The sequence below is a fragment of the Litchfieldella rifensis genome (assembly GCF_042646605.1).
Taxonomy (GTDB): Bacteria; Pseudomonadota; Gammaproteobacteria; order Pseudomonadales; family Halomonadaceae; genus Litchfieldella; species Litchfieldella rifensis.
Genome location: NZ_JBHRUG010000009.1, coordinates 26,492 through 51,627, shown reverse-complemented (window position 1 = coordinate 51,627; position 25,136 = coordinate 26,492). Strand labels below are relative to the sequence as shown.

At 63.9% G+C, this 25,136-nt stretch carries 23 protein-coding genes; 19 read left to right on the top strand and 4 right to left on the bottom strand.

Annotated elements, in window-relative coordinates; genetic code table 11:
• Positions 1-118 precede the first annotated feature (118 nt).
• The 4 genes from ACFOEV_RS03720 (at position 119) to ACFOEV_RS03705 (ending at position 6,498) form a co-directional block, all read left to right on the top strand.
• Positions 119-2,062 (top strand): bifunctional 5-dehydro-2-deoxygluconokinase/5-dehydro-2-deoxyphosphogluconate aldolase, encoded by a 1,944-nt coding sequence (locus ACFOEV_RS03720; protein WP_386771735.1) that lies wholly within the window; start codon positions 119-121, stop codon positions 2,060-2,062.
• Positions 2,059-3,909 carry a 3D-(3,5/4)-trihydroxycyclohexane-1,2-dione acylhydrolase (decyclizing) gene (iolD, locus tag ACFOEV_RS03715; protein WP_386771733.1) on the top strand — a complete coding sequence of 617 codons (1,851 nt, stop codon included), beginning with the start codon at positions 2,059-2,061 and terminating at the stop codon, positions 3,907-3,909. Before ACFOEV_RS03720 ends, iolD begins: the two co-directional genes overlap by 4 nt.
• 131 nt (positions 3,910-4,040) lie before the next feature.
• The gene (iolE, locus tag ACFOEV_RS03710; RefSeq protein ID WP_386771731.1) at positions 4,041-4,940 is read left to right on the top strand and encodes a myo-inosose-2 dehydratase; all 900 of its coding nucleotides are present in this window, start codon (positions 4,041-4,043) and stop codon (positions 4,938-4,940) included.
• Positions 4,941-4,995: 55 nt separating this feature from the next.
• Positions 4,996-6,498: a CoA-acylating methylmalonate-semialdehyde dehydrogenase gene (locus ACFOEV_RS03705; protein WP_386771729.1), complete on the top strand. Its 1,503-nt coding sequence runs from the start codon at positions 4,996-4,998 to the stop codon at positions 6,496-6,498.
• Positions 6,499-6,565: 67 nt separating this feature from the next.
• On the opposite strand, the gene ACFOEV_RS03700 is transcribed toward ACFOEV_RS03705, so the two are convergent.
• A complete protein-coding gene (locus tag ACFOEV_RS03700; RefSeq protein WP_386771727.1) occupies positions 6,566-7,588 on the bottom strand; it encodes a LacI family DNA-binding transcriptional regulator in 1,023 nt (340 codons plus the stop codon).
• A 181-nt stretch (positions 7,589-7,769) separates the two neighbouring features.
• Here ACFOEV_RS03700 and ACFOEV_RS03695 point away from each other — a divergent pair, with 181 nt between their 5' ends.
• The 7 genes from ACFOEV_RS03695 (at position 7,770) to ACFOEV_RS03665 (ending at position 16,590) form a co-directional block, all read left to right on the top strand.
• On the top strand, positions 7,770-8,942 hold the full coding sequence (locus ACFOEV_RS03695) for a Gfo/Idh/MocA family protein (RefSeq protein WP_386771725.1): 1,173 nt from the start codon (positions 7,770-7,772) through the stop codon (positions 8,940-8,942).
• 43 nt (positions 8,943-8,985) lie between these two features.
• Positions 8,986-9,927 carry a sugar phosphate isomerase/epimerase family protein gene (locus tag ACFOEV_RS03690; RefSeq protein ID WP_386771723.1) on the top strand — a complete coding sequence of 314 codons (942 nt, stop codon included), beginning with the start codon at positions 8,986-8,988 and terminating at the stop codon, positions 9,925-9,927.
• Positions 9,928-9,966: 39 nt separating this feature from the next.
• Complete coding sequence (locus ACFOEV_RS03685; RefSeq protein WP_386771721.1) at positions 9,967-10,899, top strand: sugar ABC transporter substrate-binding protein; 933 nt, start codon at positions 9,967-9,969, stop codon at positions 10,897-10,899.
• 249 nt (positions 10,900-11,148) lie between these two features.
• Entirely contained in the window at positions 11,149-12,867 is a 1,719-nt protein-coding gene (locus ACFOEV_RS03680; protein ID WP_386771719.1) for a purine-cytosine permease family protein, read from the top strand.
• A gap of 142 nt (positions 12,868-13,009) precedes the next feature.
• Positions 13,010-13,945: a TIM barrel protein gene (locus ACFOEV_RS03675; protein ID WP_386771717.1), complete on the top strand. Its 936-nt coding sequence runs from the start codon at positions 13,010-13,012 to the stop codon at positions 13,943-13,945.
• 14 nt (positions 13,946-13,959) lie between these two features.
• The gene (locus ACFOEV_RS03670; protein ID WP_386771715.1) at positions 13,960-15,132 is read left to right on the top strand and encodes a Gfo/Idh/MocA family protein; all 1,173 of its coding nucleotides are present in this window, start codon (positions 13,960-13,962) and stop codon (positions 15,130-15,132) included.
• A gap of 165 nt (positions 15,133-15,297) precedes the next feature.
• Entirely contained in the window at positions 15,298-16,590 is a 1,293-nt protein-coding gene (locus ACFOEV_RS03665) for an MFS transporter (RefSeq protein WP_386771713.1), read from the top strand.
• 36 nt (positions 16,591-16,626) lie between these two features.
• Here the strand turns inward: ACFOEV_RS03665 and ACFOEV_RS03660 are convergent, their stop codons facing one another.
• Entirely contained in the window at positions 16,627-18,063 is a 1,437-nt protein-coding gene (locus ACFOEV_RS03660; RefSeq protein WP_386771711.1) for an aminotransferase-like domain-containing protein, read from the bottom strand.
• 168 nt (positions 18,064-18,231) lie between these two features.
• Here ACFOEV_RS03660 and ACFOEV_RS03655 point away from each other — a divergent pair, with 168 nt between their 5' ends.
• The 5 genes from ACFOEV_RS03655 to ACFOEV_RS03635 all read left to right on the top strand — a co-directional run bounded on the left by ACFOEV_RS03655 (position 18,232) and on the right by ACFOEV_RS03635 (position 21,531).
• Positions 18,232-18,396 carry a DUF1127 domain-containing protein gene (locus tag ACFOEV_RS03655; protein ID WP_386771709.1) on the top strand — a complete coding sequence of 55 codons (165 nt, stop codon included), beginning with the start codon at positions 18,232-18,234 and terminating at the stop codon, positions 18,394-18,396.
• Positions 18,397-18,421: 25 nt separating this feature from the next.
• The gene (locus tag ACFOEV_RS03650; protein WP_386771707.1) at positions 18,422-19,297 is read left to right on the top strand and encodes a PhzF family phenazine biosynthesis protein; all 876 of its coding nucleotides are present in this window, start codon (positions 18,422-18,424) and stop codon (positions 19,295-19,297) included.
• A 63-nt stretch (positions 19,298-19,360) separates the two neighbouring features.
• Positions 19,361-19,780 (top strand): hypothetical protein, encoded by a 420-nt coding sequence (locus ACFOEV_RS03645; RefSeq protein WP_386771705.1) that lies wholly within the window; start codon positions 19,361-19,363, stop codon positions 19,778-19,780.
• Positions 19,781-19,947: 167 nt separating this feature from the next.
• Positions 19,948-20,979, top strand: coding sequence for a DUF3179 domain-containing protein (locus tag ACFOEV_RS03640; RefSeq protein ID WP_386771703.1), 1,032 nt, complete (start codon positions 19,948-19,950; stop codon positions 20,977-20,979).
• Positions 20,980-20,985: 6 nt separating this feature from the next.
• On the top strand, positions 20,986-21,531 hold the full coding sequence (locus ACFOEV_RS03635; RefSeq protein ID WP_386771701.1) for a hypothetical protein: 546 nt from the start codon (positions 20,986-20,988) through the stop codon (positions 21,529-21,531).
• A gap of 46 nt (positions 21,532-21,577) precedes the next feature.
• Here ACFOEV_RS03635 and ACFOEV_RS03630 read toward each other — a convergent pair whose 3' ends face one another.
• Together ACFOEV_RS03630 and ACFOEV_RS03625 are read right to left on the bottom strand one after the other, a co-directional pair.
• Positions 21,578-22,501: a D-2-hydroxyacid dehydrogenase family protein gene (locus ACFOEV_RS03630; RefSeq protein ID WP_386771699.1), complete on the bottom strand. Its 924-nt coding sequence runs from the start codon at positions 22,499-22,501 to the stop codon at positions 21,578-21,580.
• A gap of 63 nt (positions 22,502-22,564) precedes the next feature.
• On the bottom strand, positions 22,565-22,732 hold the full coding sequence (locus ACFOEV_RS03625) for a hypothetical protein (protein ID WP_386771697.1): 168 nt from the start codon (positions 22,730-22,732) through the stop codon (positions 22,565-22,567).
• A gap of 280 nt (positions 22,733-23,012) precedes the next feature.
• On the opposite strand from ACFOEV_RS03625, the gene ACFOEV_RS03620 reads away from it, so the two are divergent.
• The 3 genes from ACFOEV_RS03620 (at position 23,013) to ACFOEV_RS03610 (ending at position 25,122) form a co-directional block, all read left to right on the top strand.
• Positions 23,013-24,008: an LLM class flavin-dependent oxidoreductase gene (locus ACFOEV_RS03620; protein ID WP_386771695.1), complete on the top strand. Its 996-nt coding sequence runs from the start codon at positions 23,013-23,015 to the stop codon at positions 24,006-24,008.
• Positions 24,009-24,088: 80 nt separating this feature from the next.
• Entirely contained in the window at positions 24,089-24,817 is a 729-nt protein-coding gene (locus ACFOEV_RS03615; protein WP_386771693.1) for an AzlC family ABC transporter permease, read from the top strand.
• Entirely contained in the window at positions 24,814-25,122 is a 309-nt protein-coding gene (locus ACFOEV_RS03610) for an AzlD family protein (RefSeq protein WP_386771691.1), read from the top strand. Before ACFOEV_RS03615 ends, ACFOEV_RS03610 begins: the two co-directional genes overlap by 4 nt.
• Positions 25,123-25,136 lie beyond the last annotated feature (14 nt).

Here is a 25,136-nt window from a genome sequence, read left to right as displayed (position 1 = left end):
TAATCTGAACGAAACTTGAAAAACGCTACCGATATACGGCAACCCGGCCGACAGAGTCCTCCCTGACAGGCAGCTACGCAGGAGCTCGGGATACGGCCCCAAGTAGGATACGACCGCTATGAACGACACGAAGACCTTGGACCTGATCTGCCTAGGACGCGTCGCCGTCGACCTCTATTCCGAACAGATCGGCAGCCGCCTCGAAGACGTCTCGAGCTTTGCCAAGTATCTGGGCGGTAGTTCAGGCAACATGGCCTACGGCACCGCTCGCCTGGGGCTGAAGTCGGCCATGCTGTCGCGCGTCGGCGACGAGCAGATGGGCAACTTCGTGCGCGAAGAGCTCGAGCGCGTGGGTGTCGACACCACGGCCCTGCAGACCGACCCGGAACGTCACACCGGCCTGGTACTGCTGGCCCTCAAGGATCGCGACAGTTTCCCGTTGCTGTTCTATCGCCGCGACTGTGCCGACATGGCCATCGACGCCGAGGCCATCGACCCAGCCTTCATTGGCCGCGCCCAGGCGCTGGCCATCACCGGCACGCACCTTTCTACCGAAACCACCGGCAAAGCCTGCCGTAAGACCTTGGACGCTGCCGCCGAACATAGTGTCAAACGCGTGCTGGACATCGACTACCGTCCGGTATTGTGGGGGCTGACCACGCCAGGCGACGGTGAAACCCGCTTCATCGCCGACGACAAGGTCACCCGTGACCTGCAGGCCTGGTTGCCCGACTTCGACCTGATCGTCGGTACCGAGGAAGAATTCCATATCGCCGGGGGTAGCACCGACACCTTGGAAGCCCTGCGCGCGGTGCGCAAGATCAGCGATGCCACCCTGGTCTGCAAGCTTGGGCCCCAGGGCTGCGTGGTCTTCGAGGGTGGAATTCCCGAACGCATCGAAGACGGCATCCTGGTCGAGGGCGTCAAGGTCGAAGTGCTCAACGTGCTGGGCGCCGGCGACGCCTTCATGAGCGGTCTGCTGCGTGGCTGGCTGCGTGGAGCAGACTGGGCCACCAGCGCCAGCTACGCCAATGCCTGCGGCGCGCTGGTGGTTTCGCGCCACGGCTGTGCCCCGGCCATGCCCACCGAGGAAGAACTGTTCGACTACCTGAGCCGTCGCGAGTCGGTGAAGCGCCCCGACAAGGATATCCAACTCAACCACCTGCACCGGGCCACCACACGGACACCGGTGGAGTGGCCGGAGGTCTGCGGCCTGGCCTTCGATCACCGACGCCAGCTCACCGACATGGCCCGCGAGGTCAAGGCCGATCCCGCTCGCATCCCGGCACTCAAGCGCCTGCTGGTCGCGGCTGCCGAAGAAGGCGCGCGCCGCACAGGACTCGAGAGACCGGCGATTCTGGTCGATGACGTCTTCGGCCAGGACGCGCTCAACGACGCCACCGGCAAGGGGTGGTGGATCGGCCGTCCCGTGGAACTGCCCAGCTCACGCCCGTTGCGCTTCCAGCATGGTGATGACCTGGGGAGCTGCCTGCGTCACTGGCCCAAGGAGCACATCATCAAATGTCTGGTGTTCTACCACCCGGACGACCCGGTATCGCTGCGGCTCGACCAGGAGGCCCACCTGCGCCAGCTTTACCAGGCAGCGTGCAGCAACGGCTTGGAATTATTGGTCGAGGTGATTCCGCCCAACCATCGGGACGTCGATGACCATACCCTGGCTCGCTCCCTGCAGCGTCTCTATAACCTGGGTATCCGCCCTGACTGGTGGAAATTGCCGACCATGTCCGATGCCGCCTGGCGCGAAGTCAGTCAAATCATCGAGAGACAGGATCCACATTGCCGTGGCGTGGTACTGCTGGGGCTGGATGCGCCCATGGATGACATGAAAAACGGCTTCACCGCCGCCGCCCGGCATACCCAGTGCAAAGGGTTCACCGTCGGCCGCACCCTGTTCTCCGCTCCCAGCCGTGCCTGGCTGGCTGGCGATATCGACGATGCCCAACTGATCGACCAGGTCGCGGGCAATTACGCGGAATTGATCGAGGAATGGCAGCGGCTGCGTATCACCGCTCAGCCCCAAGCAGAGGAAGTCCTGTCATGAACACCGTTAGACTCACCATGGCACAGGCCGTCATTCGCTACATGATGGCCCAGAAAGTCGACATCGGCGGTGAGCTGAAACCCTTGTTCGCCGGCGTATGGGCCATCTTCGGCCATGGCAATGTGGCCGGCCTGGGCGAAGCGCTGTATCACGTCCAGGAGGAACTGCCCACCTACCGGGCGCACAACGAACAGGGCATGGCGCATGCCGCCATCGCCTACGCCAAGACGCTGAACCGCCGGCAGATGATGGCCTGCACCGCCTCGGCCGGGCCCGGCTCGACCAACATGGTCACCGCCGCCGCCGTGGCCCATGTCAACCGGCTGCCGGTACTGTTCCTGCCGGGTGACACCTTCGCCACCCGTCTGCCAGACCCGGTGCTGCAGCAGGTCGAGAACTTCCACGACCACACCCTGACGTCGAACGACTGCTTCAAGCCGGTGAGCCGCTTCTTCGATCGCATCACCCGGCCCGAGCAGTTGCTGACCTCGCTGCCCCAGGCGATGCGCGTGCTGACCGATCCGGTCGAGTGCGGTCCGGTGACCCTGGCGATGCCGCAAGACGTGCAGACCATGGCCTACGACTTCCCGGAGCACTTCTTCGACGAAAAGGTGCACCGCCTGCGCCGCCAGTCGCCGGATCAGCAGGAGCTGTCAGCCGCCATCGAGCTGATCCGTCAGTCCAAAAAGCCGCTGGTCATTGCCGGAGGCGGCGTTCACTACTCCGGCGCCCTGAGCGAGCTGGACGCGCTGGTCTCCACCTACCACCTGCCGGTGGGCGAGACCCAGGCCGGCAAGGGCACCCTGCCGTGGGACCATGAGCAGAACATGGGTACCGTTGGCGTAACCGGTGCTGCTTCCACCAACGCCTTGGCAGCCGAAGCCGACCTGATCATCGCCGTGGGTACCCGCCTGGGCGACTTCGCTTCCGGCTCGCGCGCCATGATCAATCCGGACGCCCGTCTGCTGTGTCTCAACGTCGCCTCCTTCGATGCCGTCAAGCACAAGGGGCAACCGCTGGTCGGCGATGCCAAGCTGACATTGCCGGAAGTTCACTCGGCTCTGCAGGACTGGCAACCCGACGGCAGTTGGATCGAGAAGGCGGCTCAATTGCGAGCCGACTGGAACAAGACAGTGGATATCGCCACCACCGACCGCGGTACCAACCTGCCCACCGATGCCGAAGTCGTCGGCGCCGTCAACCGCGCCGCCGGCGAGAGGGACATCGTGGTGTGTGCCGCCGGCGGCCTGCCGGGCGAGCTGCAGAAGCTGTGGCGTACTCGTTTCGATAAGGGCTACCACATGGAGTACGGCTACTCCTGCATGGGCTACGAGCTCGCCGGCGGCCTGGGTACCAAGATGGCCAAGCCCGACTCCGAAGTCTTCGTCATGGTCGGCGACGGCTCCTACCTGATGCTCAATTCCGAGATCGCCACCTCAGTGATGCTGGGCTACAAGATCATCGCCGTGGTGCTCGACAACCGTGGCTACGGCTGTATCCACCGTCTGCAGCAATTCTGCGGCGGCCCCGGCTTCAACAACCTGCTGGACGACTGCCTGACCGTCGAGGGTGGCGCGCCCAAGACCGATTTCGCCGCTCACGCCACTGCCCTCGGGGCTCGCGCCGAGAAGGTGAACAACATCCAGGAACTGGAAGCGGCACTGGAGCGCGCCAAGGCCTCGAGCGTCAGCTACGTGATCACCCTGGATACCGATCCGCTGCTCGATACCCAGGAAGGCGGCTCATGGTGGGACGTAGCGGTACCGGAGGTTTCCGAGCGCTCCGAGGTCGAGGAAGCCCGCAAGCGCTATGAGAGCTATAAGGCACGCCAGCGGCAGAACATGTAAGGGAGCACTGACCAAATGCCTGCGCGAGCGAATCGCTGCGTTGCGCTTCATCTCGCTCGGCGATTTGTTCAACTGCTCCCCGGATCGCACACCAAAGTGGATAACTAGTTTTTTTATTCTAGGAGCGCGTCATGAGCGTAAGACTGGGAATCAACCCGCTGACCTGGACCAATGACGACCTGCCCAGCCTGGGTGGCGAGACACCGCTCGAGGTCTGCCTGTCGGAAGGCCGCGAGGCCGGCTTCAGCGGCTTCGAACTGGGCCACAAGTTCCCCCGCACCCCGGAGGCTCTCTCCGAAGTGTTGGACAAGCACGACCTGTCACTGGTCTCCGGCTGGTACTCCAGCAATCTGCTGGAACGCAGCCCCGAGGAGGAGATCGAGGCGGTCAAGGATCACCTGAACCTGCTCAAGCAGTGTGGCGCCAAGGCCATGGTGTTCTGCGAGGTCACCCACTGCGTGCACGGCGACCAGTCGCATCCACTGTCCCAGCGCCCGCACCTGAACGATGCCGAATGGCAACGCCTCACCGAGGGACTGAACATCGTCGGCGACTACCTCAAGGAGCAGGGCGTGCACATGGCTTACCACCACCACCTGGGCACCGTGGTGGAGAGCCAGGCCGACGTCGAGCGGCTGATGGATAACACCCGCGACTCGGTGGGCTTGCTGCTCGACTTCGGCCACCTGGTGGGCGCCGGTGGCGACCCGCTGGCCATCGCCAAGCGCTACTCCTCACGCATCAAGCACGTGCACTGCAAGGACATTCGTTTCCCGGTGCTGGATGAGCTGCGCAACCGCGACAAGAGCTTCCTCAATGGTGTACTCGATGGGGTATTCACCGTGCCCGGCGACGGCAACATCGACTTCCTGCCCGGCCTGAAACACCTGTGCGAACAGGGCTACCAGGGCTGGCTGGTGGTGGAAGCCGAGCAGGACCCGAAAGTCGCGCATCCGCTGACCTATGCCCGCGTGGGGTATCGCAACCTCAAGTCGCTGGCCGAACAGGCTGGGTTCAGTGTCGACGCATGACGCGCCCTGGGAACCGAGCCCCTTATCTTCAACCGGAAGCATCGAAGGTTTTCTTATGAACCAGATTCATCATTATCTCAATGGCAGCCTCGTCGAGGGCCGCAGCGAACGTTTCGCCCCGGTCTACAATCCCGCCACCGGCGAGCAGAGCGCCCAGGTGGCCCTGGCCACTGTCGACGAGACCCGCGAAGCGGTACGCATTGCCGACGAGGCCTTCGCCTCGTGGTCCAAGATCACGCCGCTCAAGCGCGCGCGCATCCTGTTCAAGTTCAAGGAACTGGTGGAGGCCAATGCCGACGAGATCGCCCGACTGATCTCCAGCGAGCATGGCAAGGTGTTCTCCGATGCCAAGGGCGAACTGACCCGTGGCCTGGAAGTCGTCGAATTCGCCTGCGGCATTCCGCACCTGCAGAAAGGCGAGCACTCGCTGAACGTGGGTACCGGTGTCGACAGTTACTCGCTGATGCAGCCGCTGGGCGTGTGTGCCGGTATCTCACCGTTCAACTTCCCGGCCATGGTGCCGATGTGGATGTTCCCCATCGCGCTGGCCTGCGGCAACACTTTCGTGATGAAGCCCTCCGAGAAGGATCCTTCCACACCGATGCGCCTGGCCGAACTGCTCAAGGAAGCCGGCCTGCCCGACGGTGTGTTCAACGTGATCAACGGCGACAAGGAGTCCGTCGACGTGCTGCTCACCGACGAGCGTGTCCAGGCGGTAAGCTTCGTCGGCTCCACGCCGATCGCCGAATACATCTACGCCACGGCGTCCGCGCATGGCAAGCGCGTCCAGGCCCTGGGCGGCGCCAAGAACCACATGGTGGTGATGCCCGACGCCGACCTCGACCAAGCCGTCGGTGCCCTCATGGGGGCTGCTTACGGCTCGGCCGGTGAGCGCTGCATGGCCATTTCGGTGGCCGTACCGGTGGGCAAGGAAACCGCCGAGCGCCTGCGCGAGAAGCTCGTTGCCGAGCTCGCCAAGCTGCGCGTCGGTCCGGGGATCGTCGATGGCCCCGACAACGACATGGGCCCGCTGGTCACCAGGGAGCACCTGGAGAAGGTCAAGGGCTACATCGCCACCGGCGTCGAGGAAGGCGCGGAATTGGTGGTCGACGGTCGCGAAGCGGTGGTCGAAGGTGCCGGCCATGGCTACTTCGTCGGCGGCTCGCTGTTCGACCACGTCAAGCCGGGGATGCGCATCCACAGCGAGGAAATCTTCGGCCCGGTGCTGGCCATCGCCCGCGCCGACAGCTACGACGACGCGGTCAAGATGATCAACGACCACGAGTATGGCAACGGCACCGCCATCTTCACCCGTGACGGCGACGCCGCCCGCCAGTTCTGCGAGCAGATCCAGGTGGGCATGGTGGGGGTCAACGTGCCGATCCCGGTACCCATGGCCTTCCACAGCTTCGGCGGCTGGAAGCGCTCGCTGTTCGGCCCGCTGCACATGCACGGTCCCGATGGCGTGCGCTTCAACACTCGCATGAAGACCATCACCCAGCGCTGGCCGAGCGGTATCCGTGCGGAAACCAACCACTTCACCATGCCGACACACTGATTCTGCTTGGAATTATGCACAGAAGAAGTGCCGGGGCCATATGGCTCCCGGCACTCTTGATATGGAGTTACGAATTCAGCAGGTGCGACTTCCTGAGGATCAGTTCACCCGGTAGGAGCTGGTGGTTCTCTGCGGCCGACCGGTCAACGACACGGTGGATGGCTTCGGCAACCAACGCCTGCATGGGCTGCCGATAGGTGGTCAACTCGTAGCGCGGCGAGTCCGCCAGCTCGATATCATCGAAGCCGACAATGGCCATGCTCCCGGACAGTCCCTGCGCTGACAGCGCATCGAGCGCGCCGACTGCCAGGATGTCATTCTCGCAGAACAGCGCCTCGACGCGATCGCGCTCCGAGGTGGCCTCCAGGTAATCGCCTAGCACGGTAAAACCTCTATCGCGTCGGTAGTGATCGGCCTCCAGTATTTCGATACCGGTCACGCCATGCCTGGCCAGGCCATCCTGGAAGCCACCGAGCCTGCGAAGACGAGTCGATTCACTGACAGGGCCCGCCATATAGCCAATCCGCCGATAACCCTGGGTGACGAGAAGTTCGGCGATCTCCCGTCCGGCGGCATAGCCATCCGTCGAGACGACCTGGATGTCGGGATCTTCACAGTTACGATAGAGCACCACCAGGGGAATATGGCGGATGTCCCGTGCCAGACTGACGAGTTCATCGTTCAATACCGTACCGAGAAAGATCAGACCATCCACCTGGAACTGGTCGGCCAACGAGATGGCCGCGCCATGCCGGTTGTCCTCGGTGATGTTCAGCAGCATGGAGAGATAACCTCTGCTTTGCAACTGCGAGGTGGTGGCATTGATCAGTGCGAGCAAATTGGGGTTGTCCATCTCGTCGACCACGAGGCCCACGATATGGGTCTGGCGCTTGGTCAGACCACGAGCCAGCAGATTGGGTCGGTAGCCGAGTTCCGCTGCGGCCTTGAGCACACGCTCTCGCGCCCGGGGAGAGACCGAGGCGCCCTCGGTGAAGGTCCTGGAGACGGTCCACTTGGACACCCCCGCTCTTGCCGCCACGTCGCTGGCCGTGACCTTCTGGTTCGCCTGGGGTTTGGAATTTTTATTCACAATATTTCCTTGACGGAATAATTCTACCCATTCTACGCTGTTTGCAACCGGGTGCAAACAGGCAGCAAGAGCCTCCTCTCGGTGAGCTGACAGGCGCAACACAGCTTGCGCATTTTTTTCGGCCGCAATTGCAACCGGGTGCAAAACACTCGAGTCACGACAACCGACAAGGAATCACGACATGCTCAATGGCGAGAAGAAGATCCAACGCCCCCTGCGCTGGGGCATGGTGGGAGGCGGTCGCACCGGTCAGGTGGGCTACAAGCACCGCACCGGCGCCCAGCGGGACGGCACCTACCAACTGGTTGCCGGCGCATTCGACCTCGACGCAGAGCGCGGTCGCGATTTCGGCATCAACCTCGGTGTGGCCGAGGATCGTTGCTATGCGACCTATCAGGATCTCATTGCGGGAGAGATCGCGCGCGAAGACGGCGTCGAGGTGGTGTCGATCGCCACGCCCAACTTCACCCACTATGAGATCACCAAGGCTTGCCTGGAAGCGGGTCTGCACGTGATCTGCGAAAAGCCGCTGTTCTTCACCGTCGCCGAGTGCGAAGAGGTGGCGAAACTGGCCGAGGATAAGGGCCTGATCGTGGGCGTGACCTACGGTTTCACCGGTCATCCACTGGTCCACCAGATGGCCGCCATGGTCAAGAAGGGCATGCTCGGCGAGATCCGCATCGTCGACCTGCAATATACCCATGGCTTCAACTCGGGCGACGACGTGGGTGCGGGCGAGGCCGTGAAATGGCGCACCAACCCCGAAACCGCGGGTCCCACCTTCGTGCTGGGCGATATCGGTACGCACCTCTACTACCTCTCCGGGGTGGTGCTGCCGCATATGAAGATCGAAAGGCTGCTCTGCGACCGCAAGGCCTTCATTCCGACCCGCGCACCGCTCGAAGACCACGCGACCGTGCTGACCCACTACGATAACGGCGCCCGTGGCCGCCTTTGGGTGTCGTCGGTGAACGCCGGCAACATGGGCTCCCAGCGCTACCGCTTCGTCGGCTCCAAGGCCTCCCTCGAGTGGTCCGATGCCCATCCCGACCAGTTGATCTACGAAGTGCAGGGGGAACCGAACCGTACCCTGCACCACGGCATGCCCTACCTCGAAGAGGAAAGCCTCGCGATCGATCGCATGGGCGCGCTGCACACCGAAGGCCTCGGCGACAGCTGGGCAAACATCTATCTGTGGATCGCCCAGGCCATCGACGCCAAGCGGCGCGGCGACGAAGCGTTCCTGAAAACCCACCATTACCCGGGCATCGAGGCTGGCACCGAAGGCGTGCGTTGGCTCGAGAACTGCGTGCGCTCAGCAGACGCAGGCTCGGCATGGGTCGATTACCAATGAGATTTCAGCCGTCCGCACACTAACGAATCAGGAAACCACGACAATGAAACTTTCCATCTGCACCGATGTGATGGGCGATCTCTCTTTCACCGAGATGCTCGATAAATGCGTCGCCCTAAGGGTTGAAGGTATCGAGATGACCGGTGGCGGCTGGTCGCCGGCGCCACATTTCCGCGCTGACGACCTGTTGGCCGACAAGAGCCTGCTGAAGTCCAGGCTCAACGAAATCGAGGCCCGCGGTCTCGAGATCGCCGCCCTCAACTGCTCGGGTAACCCGCTCGATCCCGGCGCGCTTGGCGAGCGTCATCGCAAGGAGCTCGAACAGACCATCCGTCTGGCCGGGGAAATCGGCGTGAAGAAGATCGTGACCATGTCCGGTCTGCCGCCCGCCGCGCCGGGTGACAGCGTGCCGAACTGGCTCGTCTACACCAAGAGCTGGCCCGATGAGATGCCCGAACGCGACCGCTACCAGTGGGAAGATTGCGCGTTCCCCTATTGGCATCGGCTCGTAAAGCTCGCCGATGAAGTGGGTGTCGAGAAAGTCGCGCTGGAAAATTTCTCCGCCATGCTGGTGTGGAACCCCGAGACTCTGTTCCGCCTGCGCGACGAAGTGGGTCCGAAGGTTGGCATGAACCTCGACCCGTCACATCTGTTCTGGAAAGGGGCATGCCCAATCGCCGGGGCCCGTGCCCTGGGCGAGGCGATCCACCACTGCCACGGCAAGGACACCCGCATCGAGCGCGGTCTGGCCGATGTGAACGGTCTTCTCGAACTGAAGGACGTCACCGACGTCGCCAACCGCGCATGGAACTACGTCGCCGTCGGCGCCGGTCACGACCTGCAGTGGTGGAAGGAGTTCTTCTCCGTCGTGCGCATGGTTGGCTACAACGACTGGGTCAGCCTCGAGATGGAAGACTTCACCATGTCCACCGAGGCGGGCATCCAGTCCTCCATCGACGCCCTGCAGCAAACCATCAGCAAGTAAGAAGCACACCCAGCAAGACAACAACAAAGGTAAAAGATCATGAAAAAGCTCAGCCTGATCTCGCTCGCCGCCACCCTACTGACCGCGACTGCGCTGGCAGACGATCTCGAGATCGGCGTCAGTTTCTTCAACCTCAACGATCGTTTCGCCATCGGCCTGCGTGAGAGTCTCGAAGCGGCTGCCGAGGAGCGGGGCATGGCGGTGAATGTCGAGGATGCCCGGGACGATATTGGCCGCCAACTCAGCCAGGTGCAGAACTTCATCGCCGCGGGCGTCGGCGGCATCATCGTTCAGCCGGTGCATACCGACTCCACCCAGGCGATGACCCGCGCCGCCGAGCAGGCGGGCATTCCGCTGGTATATGTGAACCGCCAGCCCGTCGATCTCGACTCCCTACCCGACAACCAGGCCTTCGTCGGCTCTGACGAGAAGGAATCCGGGACCCTGCAGGCCCAAGAGGTCTGCCGCCTGCTGGGTGGGGAGGGCAAACTGCTGGTGCTGATGGGGACCCTGGGCGACAACGCCGCCCAGGTACGGACCCAGGATATCCACGATGTCATCGCCACCGACGAGTGCGGCGGGCTCGAGGTCGTCGAGAAGCAAGCTGCCGACTTCCAGCGCATCGAGGCCAACGACCTGATGACCAACTGGCTGACATCGGGCGTCGAGTTCGACGCGGTGATCGCCAACAACGACGAGATGGCCATCGGTGCCATTCAGGCGCTGAAGAATGTCGGCTACGACATGGACGAGGTGATCGTCGCCGGGATCGATGCCACCAGCGATGCCCTTGCCGCCATGCAGGCCGACGAGCTCGACATCACAGTGTTTCAGAACGGCGCCGCCCAGGGCGAGGGGGCTGTCGACACCATCCGTAAGCTGGTCGATGGTGCAGAGATCGACAGCGCCGTGTGGATCCCCTTCGAGCTGGTGACCCCGGAGAACATGGATCAGTACATGCGTCGCAACTGATCCCGCTGGACGGGAGCAGGCTATTGTGACCTTCGCGCCGGGCCCTCCAGCCCGGCGTTCTTGTATGGGTAACGATGGGGATATTCAAGCCGGAATCAGTGTTCCACTAATACCAAAGTATAGAACGGATAATTTGATTACCAACTAAATGGAATATACATTCCATTCATGCCATCGATTATTCCATGCAACTTCTCCGGTGGTGATCGCATGCCATCGTGAACCCCATACAAGAATCGGAGATGCTTCATGAGTTCCAAGAGCGCGCCCCTCTCAACGCCCGAGGTCGGCACGTCCACAACTGACGCCGACCAAGGCAGTGAGTTCGAACGTCAACGCATTCCGCCCAGCAAGCAGCTCAGCGGCAAGTACTTTCTCGGGGCCTATTCCGGGGAGCACGTGGCGGGCACGGAGTTCGTCATCGGTGCCGCCCTGGTGACCCTGGGGGTCAGTACCAGCGATCTGATCTGGGGGCTGATCCTCGGTAACTTCATGGCGGTGCTGTCCTGGGCCTGGGTCTGCAGCCCGGTGGCGACACGCTCGCGCATGACGATCTACTGGTATCTGGCCCGGCTGGCGGGCAAGAAGGTCTCCTTCCTCTACAACCTCGTCAACGGTATCTTCTATGCCGTGGTGGCCGGTGCCATGATCACCGTGTCGGCCTCGGCGTTTCGGGCCATGACCGACATTCCGCCGCAGACCGGTCTCTACCCGACCAGCGTCAGTTTCGTGGTGCTGGCGCTTGCCGTGGGCGCCTTCACCGTCTTCCTGACGCTGAAGGGCTTCAAGCTGATCGCCAACTTTTCGACGGTCTGCGCGCCCTGGATGGCGACCATGTTCCTGGTCAGCGGCATCCTGTCCGTGCCGATCGTCCTCCACCTGGGCGACCAGCAGGGCCTGAACGGCCTGGGTGCGGTGCTTGACGGGCTGGTCTGGACCGGGCAGACGCCGGACGGCGAGGCGGGGATCAGCATCTGGGTCATCGCCGCCTGGGCCTGGGGCGTCAACCTGCCGATGCATCTGGGCATGAGCGACATGAGCATCCTGCGCTTCGCGCGCAAATCTTCCTATGGTTACTTCTCCGCGGCAGGCATGTACATCGGCCACTTCATGGCCTGGGTCTGCGCCGGCATCTTGGGTGCCACCGCCGCCTTGCTTCTCAAGGAACAGCTGATCGGTCTGGACCCGGGCGCCATCGCCTACCGTATTCTCGGGGCCATGGGCCTGGTGGCCGTGGTGGTCGCCGGCTGGACCACCTCGATCCCGAGCCTCTATCGGGCGGGCCTGGCCTTCCAGTCCGTGTTCCATCGTCATAAGCCCTTCAACGTCAGCCTGACGGTGGGTGCCGTCACCACCGTGATTGCCTGCTTCCCCTTTGCCTTCACTTCGCTCCTGGACGTCATGTCCTACCTGATCATGGCCATGGCCCCCATCGGCGCCATTATCGCCGCCGAGCACTTCGTGCTGCCCCGGATTGGCATCCGTCCGCTGTGGCGTGAGCACCGGGGCCTCGAGGACAACCGCCCCGCCATCCTGACCTGGGTCACCGGGGTGGTGGTGGGTATCCTCATGATCAGCCTGCCCCAGGTCCACCTGTTCACGGTATTCATCCCGGTGTGGCTGACGTCCTTCATCGTCTATCCGTTGTTGTGTCGCGTCATGGGGGTCGAGACCGAGTCCGGCATCGACTACTACGAAGCGGCCTACGGCCCGGTGGATCCGCCCGAACCGCCCAGCATCACTGCTCAGCCTCACGCCCCGGTCAATCGCCGCGATCCCTGGTATTTCCTGGCCTTCGGCTGCCTGGTGGTGATCCTGCTGGCGAGCTTCTGGGCCTGGATCGGGGATGGCGCCAACGCCATCGACTATGTCGAGACCTATAAGTGGCTGGTCGTACCGCTGACGGGGCTCTACTTCGTCGCCGCCACGATGTGGATGAAGAACCGCCGCGAGCCGCATAACGCCTGAGCCTCGCGTCGGGCATTCCGGGGCCCTCAACGGACCGGCTACTGGCCGGCCCGTCTCGATTGGTACCACCCCATCGGTCCAGCGCACAAGGAATACCGATTGGGCAGGAGCCCGTCACTACAACAGAGAAGGAGCCTCCCGAATGAGCATGCGAATCGCCAGCGCGCCCTGCTGCTGGGGCGTCGACCACGTCGGCAATCCCCATCTGCCACCATGGCAGAAGGTACTGGATGAGGCCGCCCAGGCGGGCTACAAGGGGCTGGAACTGGGTCCTTACGGCTATCTGCCCCTGGACAGGGAGTTGCTCGGCAAGGCGCTGGACGAGCGCGACCTGAAGGTGGTCGCCGGCACCATCTTCGACGACCTGGTCGATCCCGCCAACCGGGACAGCCTGGTCAGGCAGACACACGAGATATGCCGCTTCCTCAAGCAACTGCCCAAGCTGCCACGCGAGCCCGGCCAACACTATCCAGCCCCCTACCTCGTGCTGATCGACCACGTTCACGCGGAGCGCAGCCTCCATGCGGGGCATCCCGACAAGGCGCCGCGGCTTGACGATGCGCAGTGGGCCATCCTGATGGATCACATCCGCGCCATCGCCGAGCTGGCCCGCCGCGAGTACGGCATCCGCGCCGTCATCCATCCCCATGCCGGGGGCTACATCGAGTTCGAGGACGAGATTCTGCGCCTGATGGCGGATATCCCCTACGAAACCGCCGGCCTGTGCCTGGATACCGGCCACCTCTACTACTCGGGCATGGATCCCGTTACCTGGATCCGCGAACACGCCGAGCGTCTGGACTACCTGCACTTCAAGGACATCGAGCCGACAATCTTCGACGATGTCATGGCCAGGCAGGTGGACTTCTTCGACGCCTGCGCCCAAGGGGTGATGTGCCCCATCGGCCAGGGCATCGTGGACTACGACGCCATCTATCGGTTGCTCAACGAGATCGGCTACCAGGGCTACATCACCATCGAGCAGGAGCGCGATCCCCGCGATGCCGATGGCAGCCTCGCCGATGTCACCGCCAGCCTCGACTACCTGAAGGGCCAGGGCTTCCAGGCCGACGTCTAACAGGAGAAAGGACCATGATCCAGGGTGACCTGAAAGTTTCTGCGCCCATCCGCTGGGCGACGGTGGGGGGCGGCCGCGGCAGCCAGATCGGCTATAGCCACCGCTGCGCGGCATTGCGCGACAACAGCTTCCAGTTGGTGGCCGGTGCCTTCGACATCGACCCGGCGCGGGGGCGCGAATTCGGCGAGTCGTTGCGGGTGGCGCCGGAGCGCTGCTACCCGGACTACCCGACGCTGTTCGCCGAGGAGGCCAAACGCGAGGACGGTATCCAGGCAGTCTCCATCGCCACGCCCAACAGCACCCACTTCGCCATCTGCAAGGCGGCGCTGGAGGCCGGGCTGCACGTGATCTGCGAGAAGCCGCTGTGCTTCACGGTGGCGGAAGCCGAAGGGCTGCGCGCCCTGGCCAGGGAACGGCGGTGTATCGTCGGCGTGACCTACGGCTACGCCGGCCATCAGCTGATCCGCCAGGCACGCGAGATGATCGCCAACGGTGACCTGGGCGAGATCCGCATGGTCCATATGCAGTTCGCCCACGGCTTCCACAGCGAGGCCGTCGAGCAGGCCAACCCCAGCACCAAGTGGCGGGTCGACCCACGCCATGCCGGGCCCAGCTACGTACTCGGGGACCTGGCGACCCACCCCTACTACCTCGCCGAGGCGATGCTGCCGCAACTCCGGATCAAGCGGCTGCTGTGCTCGCGGCAGAGCTTCGTGGCGAGCCGCGCGCCGCTGGAGGACAACGCCTACGTGCTGATGGAGTACGAGGGCGGCGTCATGGGGCACCTGTGGGCCTCGGCGGTCAACGCCGGCTCCATGCACGGCCAGAAGGTGCGGGTCATCGGCTCCCGGGCCAGTGTCGAGTGGTGGGACGAGCACCCCAACCAGCTGCGCTACGAGGTGCAGGGCCAGCCGGTGCGGATCCTGGAGCGCGGTATGGACTACCTCTACCCGCAGGCGCTGGAGGACGACCGCATCGGCGCCGGCCATCCCGAGGGGCTCTTCGAGGCCTGGTCCAACCTCTACTATCGCTTCGCGCTGGCCATGGAGGCGATGGATCGTGGCGATATCACGGCCATCGAGGCGCTGGGGATCCCCGATATCGAGGCGGGCGTCGAGGGCGTGCGCTGGGTGGAGAACTGCGTGCGTTCCGCCGATGCCGGAGCGGTGTGGGTCGACTACCGTTAAGGTCAGCCACTACCACCTCGCCCATCCACTACCTGATTCGGCGCCGGCGGCTACCGTCGGCATTATCTCAGCGACTGACACTCGTTAGCAGATTATCGATTAGTCGGATGGCAAAACCAGCGCCTGCCTTTAGAATCGAAGCTCGTTTCGCAGAACGGCATGCGCATGAGATCCGATTCCCTGGCCTACGATTCCGACGCCGCCCCTCTTGCCCTGCACCGCCAATCAGGCTTCCTGGCCTTCCTGGTGTCGCGCCTGGCGGCAGTGTTCGCCATGCAGATCCAGGCGGTGGTGGTCGCCTGGCAGGTCTATGACATTACCCGCGACCCCATGTCACTGGCCTATGTGGGCCTGGCACAGTTCCTGCCCATGGTGGTCCTGCTGCTGCCCGCCGGCGACCTGGTCGATCGCTTCCCGCGCAAGCGCATCCTGCAACTGAGCTGGGCCGTACAGGGCCTGTGTAGCGCCCTGCTGCTTGCGCTTTCCGCTTCCGGCAACGGCGATGTCACGCTCTACTATCTCGTACTGGCCCTGTTCGGCTGTGCACGTGCCTTCACCGGGCCGACGCTACAGAGCCTGCTGCCCAATATCGTGCCGCGCACTCAACTGGCCCAGGCCATCGCGCTCAACAGCTCGATCATGAAGATCGCCGTGATCGGCGGGCCGCTGCTGGGCGGCATCCTCTACGCCATGGGTGGTAGCCTGGCCTATGCGGTATGCCTGGGCTGCTTCGTCACGGCCCTGGTCTTGCTGGTGCCCGTGCCGGTCCGCTATGCGCAGGAAACCAAGGCTCGCGAAGCCACGGCCTGGCGGCGTTTTACGGCGGGCATTGGCTATATCCGTTCGCAGCCGATCATTCTCGGTGCCATTTCGCTGGACCTGTTCGCCGTGCTGCTGGGCGGAGTGGTGGCACTGTTGCCGATCTATGCCCAGGACATCCTGCATGTCGGGCCCGAAGGACTGGGCGCATTGCGCAGCGCCATCGCTGTCGGGGCCTTGCTGATGGGGCTCTATCTGGGCATGCGTGGCATCCGGCGACATGCCGGCCTGGTGATGTTCACCGCGGTGGCGGTGTTCGGCCTCGCCAACCTGGTATTCGCGCTCTCGACACTGTTCTGGGTCTCACTCATCGCCATGGCGGTCGCCGGCGCCGCCGACATGATCAGCGTCTACGTGCGCATGACGCTGATCCAACTGGCCACACCGGACGAGATGCGCGGCCGGGTCAATGCCGTCAACATGCTGTTCATCGGCTCCTCCAACGAACTCGGCGAGTTCCGTGCCGGCAGCATGGCCGCCTGGTTGGGCGCGGTGCCGGCGGCGGTGATCGGCGGCCTCGGCACCCTGGCGGTGGTCGGTGCGTGGTCACGAATCTTTGCTCCCTTGCGGCGGGTCGACCGCTTCGATGAGGCCACGGCACAACCACCCAGAGAGCCGAATACCCAGACGATCGAATAACCAGGAGACCACTTGGCTTGGCCCCTGGATCGCCACTCACGACACCAGTGCGGCTTGTTCCTCCTGCATGGCCATGACCGTTTCGCCGACACGTTGTACTGCCGCTTCGATGGAAGCCGTCAACGGCGCGGCATAGTTGAGGCGCAGGCAGTGGCGGTATTTGCCCGACGCCGAGAACAATGAGCCCGGCGCGATATGCAAGCGCTCCCTGGCCAGTCGATCGTTGAGGCGTACGCAGTCGATGCCTCCCGGCAATTCCAGCCACAACAAAAACCCGCCTTGCGGATAGCTGACGCCGGTGCCGGCCGGGAAATAGCGCTCGACCCAGCCGAGCAGGATGTCGCGATGGCGCTGGTACTGGCGGTTCATCTCGTGCAGGTGACGCTCGTAGTAGCCATGGGCGATGAATTCGGCCACCGCCTGCTGGGGGAGGGTCGCCGAGGCGCCGGTGGAGACGTATTTCATGTGCATTGCCTGGTCGCGGTAGCGTCCCGGGGCCATCCAGCCCACCCTAAGTCCCGGCACCAGCGTCTTGGAGAAGGAGCTGCACAGCAACACCCGCCCCTCGTCGTCGAAGCTCTTGATGGTCCTGGGGCGTGGAGTGGTAAAGGCCAGATCGCCGTAGATATCGTCCTCGATGATTGCCACATCGAAACGCTGGGCCAGCGCCACCAACGCCTGCTTGCGGGGCTCGGGCATGGTGTAGCCAAGCGGGTTGTTGCAGGTCGGCGTGACCTGGATGGCGCGCACCGGCCACTGTTCCAGCGCCAGCTCCAGAGCCTCCAGGCTGATACCGATCTGCGGATCGGTGGGAATCTCCAATGCCTTGAGGCCTTGAGCCTTGAGAATCTGCATGGTGCCGTAGAAGCTCGGCGAATCCACCGCTACCACCTCGCCCGGGGCCGTCAGAGTACGCAGACTGAGCGACAGCGCCTCCTGGCAACCGGTGGTGATCAGGACATCGTCCGGGTGCAGCAGACAGCCGGACGTCGTCGCCTGCCGCGCTACCTGCTGCCGCAACTCGCGGCTCCCCGCCAGGCTGTCGTAGTTGAGCCCGCGGGCATCGACACGCCGATGCAGGGTAGCCAACAGTCGCTGCAACGGTCGCAGCGTCGCCGCGCCCAGATCGGGAATGCCACGCCCCAGCATCAGCATCTCGTCTTCGCCCGGCGTTCCTCTCACCAGTTCCAGCACCTGGTCCCACTGCGAGACATCCAGCGGCCGCTGCGCGGGGCGCGATACCTTGGGCAACACGCTGGGAGTCGTCCTGGGCAGGACGTAGTAGCCCGATCGGGGACGTGCCTCGGCGAAGCCGGCCTCCTCCAAGCGTCGATACGCCTCCTGCGCCGTGGAGACGCTCACTCCCTGTTCGCGGCACAAGGCACGAATCGACGGCAGCCGATCGCCGACGCGATACACCCCTTGCTCGATACGCTGGGCCAGCGTCTGTACCACCTGCTCATAGCGCTTCATGACAGTTATCTCTGGATGCCGAATAGACCGATACAGATACAGTGATAATCAGCGATACAGTCGGGTTTTCTTCCCATTTGTATCGTAAAAATACTATAGATCTGAATCTGTATCGATGCCTGAATCGATCGTAGCCTGTCATGGAACCACTGACAGGAGACCACAGCCATGCTCCTCAAGCGTTTGAAACAACTGCGCACCGCCTTCAAGCGGCAATGTCAGCGTCACTGCTCCCGGCGCCAGCTGCTGCGCCTGGACAGTCATCTGCTCGACGATATCGGTATCGATCGCATCGATGCCGAATGCGAAGGACGCAAGCCGTTCTGGAAGTGATACCCAACCATACAGGAGAAGCCGTATGCCCCCGGACAACCATCGCTATCTGCTACTGGACGTCTTCAGCGGTCGCCCCTTTGCGGGGAATCCCTTGGCCGTGTTTCCCGAGGCAGAAGGCATGGCCGAGTCCCGGATGCAGGCCATTGCCAACGAGTTGAACTTGTCGGAGACGGTGTTCGTCGGCACTCCCACGGCAAAGAACCGATTCCCTATCCGGATCTTCACGCCTTCCACCGAGCTGCCCTTCGCTGGTCATCCCACGGTGGGTACCGCGCATCTGCTGGTAGCGCTGGGCATGGCCGAGCGCGGGCAGCCGCTGACCCTGCAAGCCAGGGTCGGCGATCTGGAGGTACGTTTCGAAGACGATTTGGCCTATTTCACCACCGCGCAGCCTGTCGAGATCGGCGTCAGTTCTCTCGACCGGACGACAGCCGCTGCCCTGCTTGGCCTGGCACCGTCTCAGGTCATCGCCACACCGGTCGTTGCCTCCTGCGGTCTGCCTTTCCATCTGATCGAACTCGACTCTCGGGAAACGCTCGCCCAGGCGCAGCCTTCTTCCCCGCGTTGGCTGCAACACGTCTCACCCAGCCATGTCGAGCAGATCTATCTCTATGTGAACGACGGGGAAGCCCTGAACGCGCGGATGTTCTCCACCGAACTCGGCGGCCTGCACGAAGACCCGGCGACCGGCAGTGCCGCCTCTGCGCTGGCGGGCTTCCTGGCCACACACAGGGAAGGACCGGGCCACTGGCAGTGGCAGATCGAACAGGGCATCGAGATGGGACGAGCCAGCCTGATACTCGCCGAGGTTCGTCGCGACGATGCAGGCGCCATGACGATTCGCATCGGTGGCCAGGCAGTCCTCATCGGCGAGGGGCACGTGTACTCGCTGAGCTGAAACCATGCAGCTGGACCAACCTCTGCCATACTGGCTGTTGGGCCCAGGGAGTGGGAGGTCTCGATGTTACGTCTTGTCGTGCTCGCCTTTATCGCCGGCTTTCTCGCCGTGCTGTGCTTCCATCAGCCAGTGGTAGGTCTGTTGCATGCCTATGGCGCCATCCCCTTTGCGCCCTTCTCCATCCAGCCGGTGCCGCCATTGGGGGTGCCTGGCTGGTTCTCGGCGAGCTTCTGGGGTGGCGTGTGGGGCATCGCGATGCTCGGGCTGTTCACCTGGCGCGACATCACCCACGGGCTGTGGTGGAAGGCAGGGATATTCGGCGGCGTGGCGCTCACCCTGGTGGCGCTGCTGGTGGTATTCCCGCTCAAGGGGATGGGGCTGAACTTGGCCGCCCTGCCGATGCGCTTCGTTGGCGGCTTCGTGATCAATGGCGCCTGGGGGCTGGGGGCCATGGTCTTTGCAAGGGTGTTCGGAGTGCGCTGAGAGCGACCTGAACACCGCGTTGGCGGGGCAACGACACTTCTACTCTGCGTGGCGTGCCGCTGTAAGGATTGCGATGGCACCACGACCGAGATTCAGGGTTGCGGGCTCCTTTCGGCACTGCTGGAGGGGGAACCCGCGCATGCGGGATCCTGCCTGCGAGGTGTCCTATGTCATCCCTGAACGTATTCAAGGCCGCCCTGCCCCTGGTGGCACTGCTGACGCCCCTGGTAGCGGTGCTGGCCGCGCCACCCAACATCACGCCACCCTCGGTGCCGGTGGTCTACTCACTGGATGCCTTCCGTGAGGCGGTGCGTTCCGGCGGTCCCGGCAAGGATGGCATTCCCTCCATCGACCAGCCCCGCTTCCAGTCCGCCGCCCAGGCCGAAGGCTTTCTGCGGGACGAGGATATCGTGATTGGCGTCTATCGCCATGGCGAGGCTCGCGCCTACCCCCAGCGCATTCTGGTATGGCACGAGATCGTCAACGACGAGATCGACGGCGAACCGCTGAGCATCACCTATTGCCCGCTGACCGGCACGGCCCTGGGCTTCCGGCGTGGCGATACTGAACTGGGCGTCTCCGGCAATCTGGTCAACAGCAACCTGGTGATGTACGACCGTGCCACCGACAGCGCCTGGCCGCAGATTCTCGGCGTGGCCATCGATGGTGAGCTTGCCGGCCGGGGGCTGGAGGAATTCCGCCTGTTCTGGACCACCTGGGAACGTTGGAAGGCGCGCCATCCCGAGACCCGGGTACTCACCGATCAGACCGGCTACGTGCGCAACTATCGCCGCGACCCCTATGGCAGCTACCACCCCCTGGGTGGGTATTACCGTCCCGACAGCCGCCACCTGTTCCCGGTGATGAACCAGGATGGCCGCTACGCTCCCAAGGAGATGGTCTTCGGCCTGCGCACCGAGGATGGGGCCCTGGCCATCGACCGCGGCACGCTGCGCGAGGAAAGCGTCATCGAGACCCGCCTTGGCGATAGCGATTACGTGGTGATTCACGACCCGGGGCTGGGTACCGGCTGGGCATTTCAGAATCCCGAGGCGATCGAGATCGATGCGACAGCCCTGCGCTTCGGCCCCGAAGGCGTCAGTGGCCCCGGCATCGAGAAACTGGAGCCGGTCAATGCCTTCGAGGCCATGTGGTTCGCCTGGGCCGCCTTCTATCCCGACACTGCCGTGTATGAGTGACCGACGATGAGGGCACTGAGAGAGCTATTGGTCGCTATCCTGCGCCGCGCGGACACTCGCTATGCCGCCCTGCTGGTGGCGCTGGGTTATACCGGACTCTACCTGTGGCTGAGCGGAGACATTGCCGGTGGCGGCGGAGGCGGGCTTCACGCCAGCTTTCCGGCCTGGAACCATGCGCTCGAGACACGCGCCGCGTTCCAGTTCGAGCCTGTCGGCCTGATCACGCTGGGTGCCATCGTCTGGACATTCAGCCCGATCAATACCCTGTTGGCCGTGGTCATAGGGGCACTGGCAGGGCTGAACGTCGGGGCGGGCTGGCTGGTCTGGCGGGCTCCGCGTGCTTGTCGCTCACCCGTCGCCAACACCGGCCTGTTGGCGGCGCTGCCGGCACTGCTGGTGGGGGGTGCCTGTTGCGCTCCACTGGTGCTGATCTGGCTGGGACTGCCCATCGCCGGTGCGGTGGTCAGCATCACGCCGGTGTTGGTTCCCGCCAGCCTCTTGCTGCTGCTGGTCGGGTTGTGGGCCCTGGCCAGATCGCTGGAGAATCCCTAGGAAAAGAGACCCCGACGGATTCCCATGACGGACTCCGGGGTTACCCCTAGCCCGCGGCAAAGGCCAGCAGGTTGTCGAAGGCCTCGCCGAAGTAGAGTTCGTAGCTGTCCCGTTCGACATAACCCAGGTGCGGGGTGGCCACCAGGTTGGGCAACGACAACATGGGATGTTGGTAGAGCGGTTCTTCATCGAACACATCGATACCGGCGCGCCCCGGGCGACCGGCGCGCAACGCAGCCTCCAGTGCTCCAGGGGCGATCAGTCCGGCACGGCTGGTATTGATCAGCACCGCCGATGGCTTCATGCACGCCAGGTCATCGGCGCCGACGATGCCATGCGTGCCCTCGTTCAAACGCAGATGCAGGCTGAGCACATCGGCGCGCTCGAACAACTCCCGTTGGCTGTTGGCGACCTCGTGGCCGGCGTCGTGGGCGCGTTGCCGGGTACTGTCACGGCCCCAGACCAGGATCGGCATGTCGAAAGCCTGGCCATAGCGAGCCACCAGACGACCGATCTTGCCGTAGCCGAAGATACCCAGAGTGCGCCCACGCAGCCCGGTGCCCAGGGTCCGCTGCCAACGCCCGGCCTTGAGGTTTTCCACCTCTTGGGGCAGATGACGCATGGTCGCCAGCACCAGCGCCCATGTCAGTTCGGCGGGAGCATAAGGCGAACCGCCGCCGGTCATCACAGTCACGCCGTGGCGACGACAGGCCTCGAGGTCGATGTGCGCCGTACCCCCGCCGGTCTGGCTGATCAGCTTGAGCCTGGGCAGGCGAGCGAGTAGTTCCTCGCCGATCGAGGTACGCTCGCGGATCAGCACCAATGCCTCGGCATCGGCGAAGCGTTCGGCCAAGGTATCCAGGTCGGTGACGGTGTCGTTGAAGATGGTCACCTCATGATCGGCGAGCTTGTCGAACGCGGCCAGTGCCCTGACGGCGTCCTGATAGTCATCGGGGATCACGATCTTCATGGGTGGACACTCCTCGCACGGGGAAGGGAATGGCGCTCATCCACGCCTGCGGCGAGCGGCTCATCACAAGAACGCGACAGCCAGCGCCACGCCGCCCACCAGCAGCGCGGTCGACACGGCGATGGCCACCAGTCGGTCCAGCCAACGATCGAACGACACCGGCGCTCGACGCTGCCTGGCACCGTGCCGCGCACGACGTGTGGCACCGTGAAGGGATTTGCGAATAGGCATGGTAACGTACCACCGGCGCTACGATTCCGGTCTCCGCCCCATCATAGGCCGAACGCCATTCCCTGACCATTCAGGTATCGGGCCGGCTGATGCGCCGTTTGACCGCAGGAGCACGGCGCAATCGGTCTTCCACGCTAAGCCGTTCGGCCTCGAAGGCATCGGCACCCACCAGCACTATCGCTTCCCAGTCACGATGTCGAAGGATTGCAATTCCCGCTCACGGCCCCCATACCAACAAAATTGCAAGCAGGCTAATAATTTCTCCAGCATCAGGTGCCGTATGAGCCGACTCGCCTCGACCCCGCTGTCCATCCTCGATCTGGCCCCGATCCGTCAAGGCGGCAGCGGCGCGGACACCTTCCGCGAAACAGTGAATCTTGCCCAGCAGGCCGAACGCCTGGGCTTCACCCGCTACTGGCTGGCCGAACATCACAATATCGACGGCATCGCCAGCGCCGCCACCGCCGTGCTGATCGGCCATGTGGCGGGGCATACCGCGCGAATCCGGGTAGGTAGCGGCGGCATCATGTTGCCTAACCACCCGCCGCTGGTGATCGCCGAGCAGTTCGGCACTCTCGAGACCCTCTACCCTGGGCGTATCGACCTGGGACTGGGGCGGGCGCCGGGCTCCGATGGCGCCACCATGGCCGCCATGCGCCGCGACCCCTACTCCGGTGTCAGCGATTTCCCCGACCAGGTCGCCGAACTGCAGCGCTATCTGGATGACGCGGAACCGGGCCAACGGGTCAAGGCCGTGCCGGGCCAGGGCACGCGGGTACCACTGTGGCTGCTGGGCTCCAGTGGTTACTCCGCGCAGCTCGCGGCACGGCTGGGCCTGCCGTTCGCCTTCGCCGCGCAGTTCGCGCCAGGCTATCTGTTCGAGGCGTTGCGGCTGTATCGCGACCACTTCCAGCCCTCCGAGGCACTCGAGGCTCCCTATGCCATGGTCGGCATGCCGGTGATTGCCGCCGACAGTGATGACCAGGCACAGTTTCTGGCTACCACCGCGCAACAGAAGTTCCTCAATCTGATCCGCGGCAAGCGCACCCAGTCACTGCCCCCGGTGAAGCGGCTCGACTGGACGCCCCAGGAGCAGGCGCAGGTCTCGCAGTTCCTGGGCGCCGCGGTGATCGGCGGCCCCGAGACGCTACGCGAGGGGTTGGTGGACTTCCTCGAGCGCACCGGCGCCGACGAGTTGATACTGACCACCGATGTCTATGCTCATGAGGATCGCTTGCGCAGCTACGAGATCGTGGCCGATGTCTGGAATCAGTGAACCTCCCGGGTTGCCGGTTTTCCGGGTAGCGCGCAGGATAGAAAACCTTACTCTGCTAATGGAATCGTCGCGAGGCTCACATGTCTGCATCCCCGACGCCGGGCGCCCAGCTCGACCTGGCCGGTATCCTGTCCGGCCTCAAGCGCATGGCACCACTGTCATTGTTCGTGATTGCCTTCGGGCTGGCGTTCGGTGTGGCGGCGCTGCAGCGTGGCCTGTCGGGGCTCGAAACCCTCCTGATGAGCGGCCTGGTGTTCGCCGGGGCCGCCCAGTTCGCAGCACTGGAGCTATGGGGGCCCCAGATTCCGCTGATTGCGCTGATCGCTACCACCTTCGCCATCAACGCCCGCCATCTGCTGATGGGTGCCGCGCTGTATCCCTGGCTGCGCCATCTGCCCCCCGGGCAGCGCTATGCGGGGCTGGTGGTGCTTAGCGACTCCAACTGGGCGATGGCGGCGGCGGACTACCAGCGCGGCGAGACCAATGTCGGCATGCTGGTCGGTGGCGGCATCGCGCTGTGGCTGGCATGGATGCTGGGTACCCTGATGGGCGTGGTATTCGGCAGCGGCATCAGCGAGCCGGAACGTTTCGGGCTGGACGTGATCATGGGCTGCTTCCTGCTGGCGATGCTGGTCGACGGTAAGCGTGACCTGTCGATATTGCTGCCGTGGGGCGTCGCGGCCCTCAGTGCCCTGGCGGCACTGCGTTGGCTGCCGGAGAACTCGCACGTCATCGTTGGCGCGCTGGCCGGTGGCGTGGCCGGCCTGCTGATGCCCGGTAAGGCTCGCTCGCGGAGGGCCTCGGCATGAGCTTGCCCGTCAGTCCCGCCGGCGCCCTGCTCGCCATCGTCATCATGGCCTTGGTGACCTACCTGACCCGCGCCGGCGGCGTGCTGGTGATGTCGCGTGTGCCGATCGGCCCGCGGGTCGAGCGCTTCATCAATGCCATGGCCGGCTCGGTCCTGGTGGCGGTGATCACGCCCATGGCCGTCCACGGCGACTGGGCAGCCCGGCTGGCGCTGGTCGCCACCCTGGGCGTGATGCTCGCCACTCGCAAACCGCTCCCCGCCATCGGCGCTGGGATCCTCACCGCTGCGCTATGGCGGTTGTGGTAGGAGCGATCGAGGCA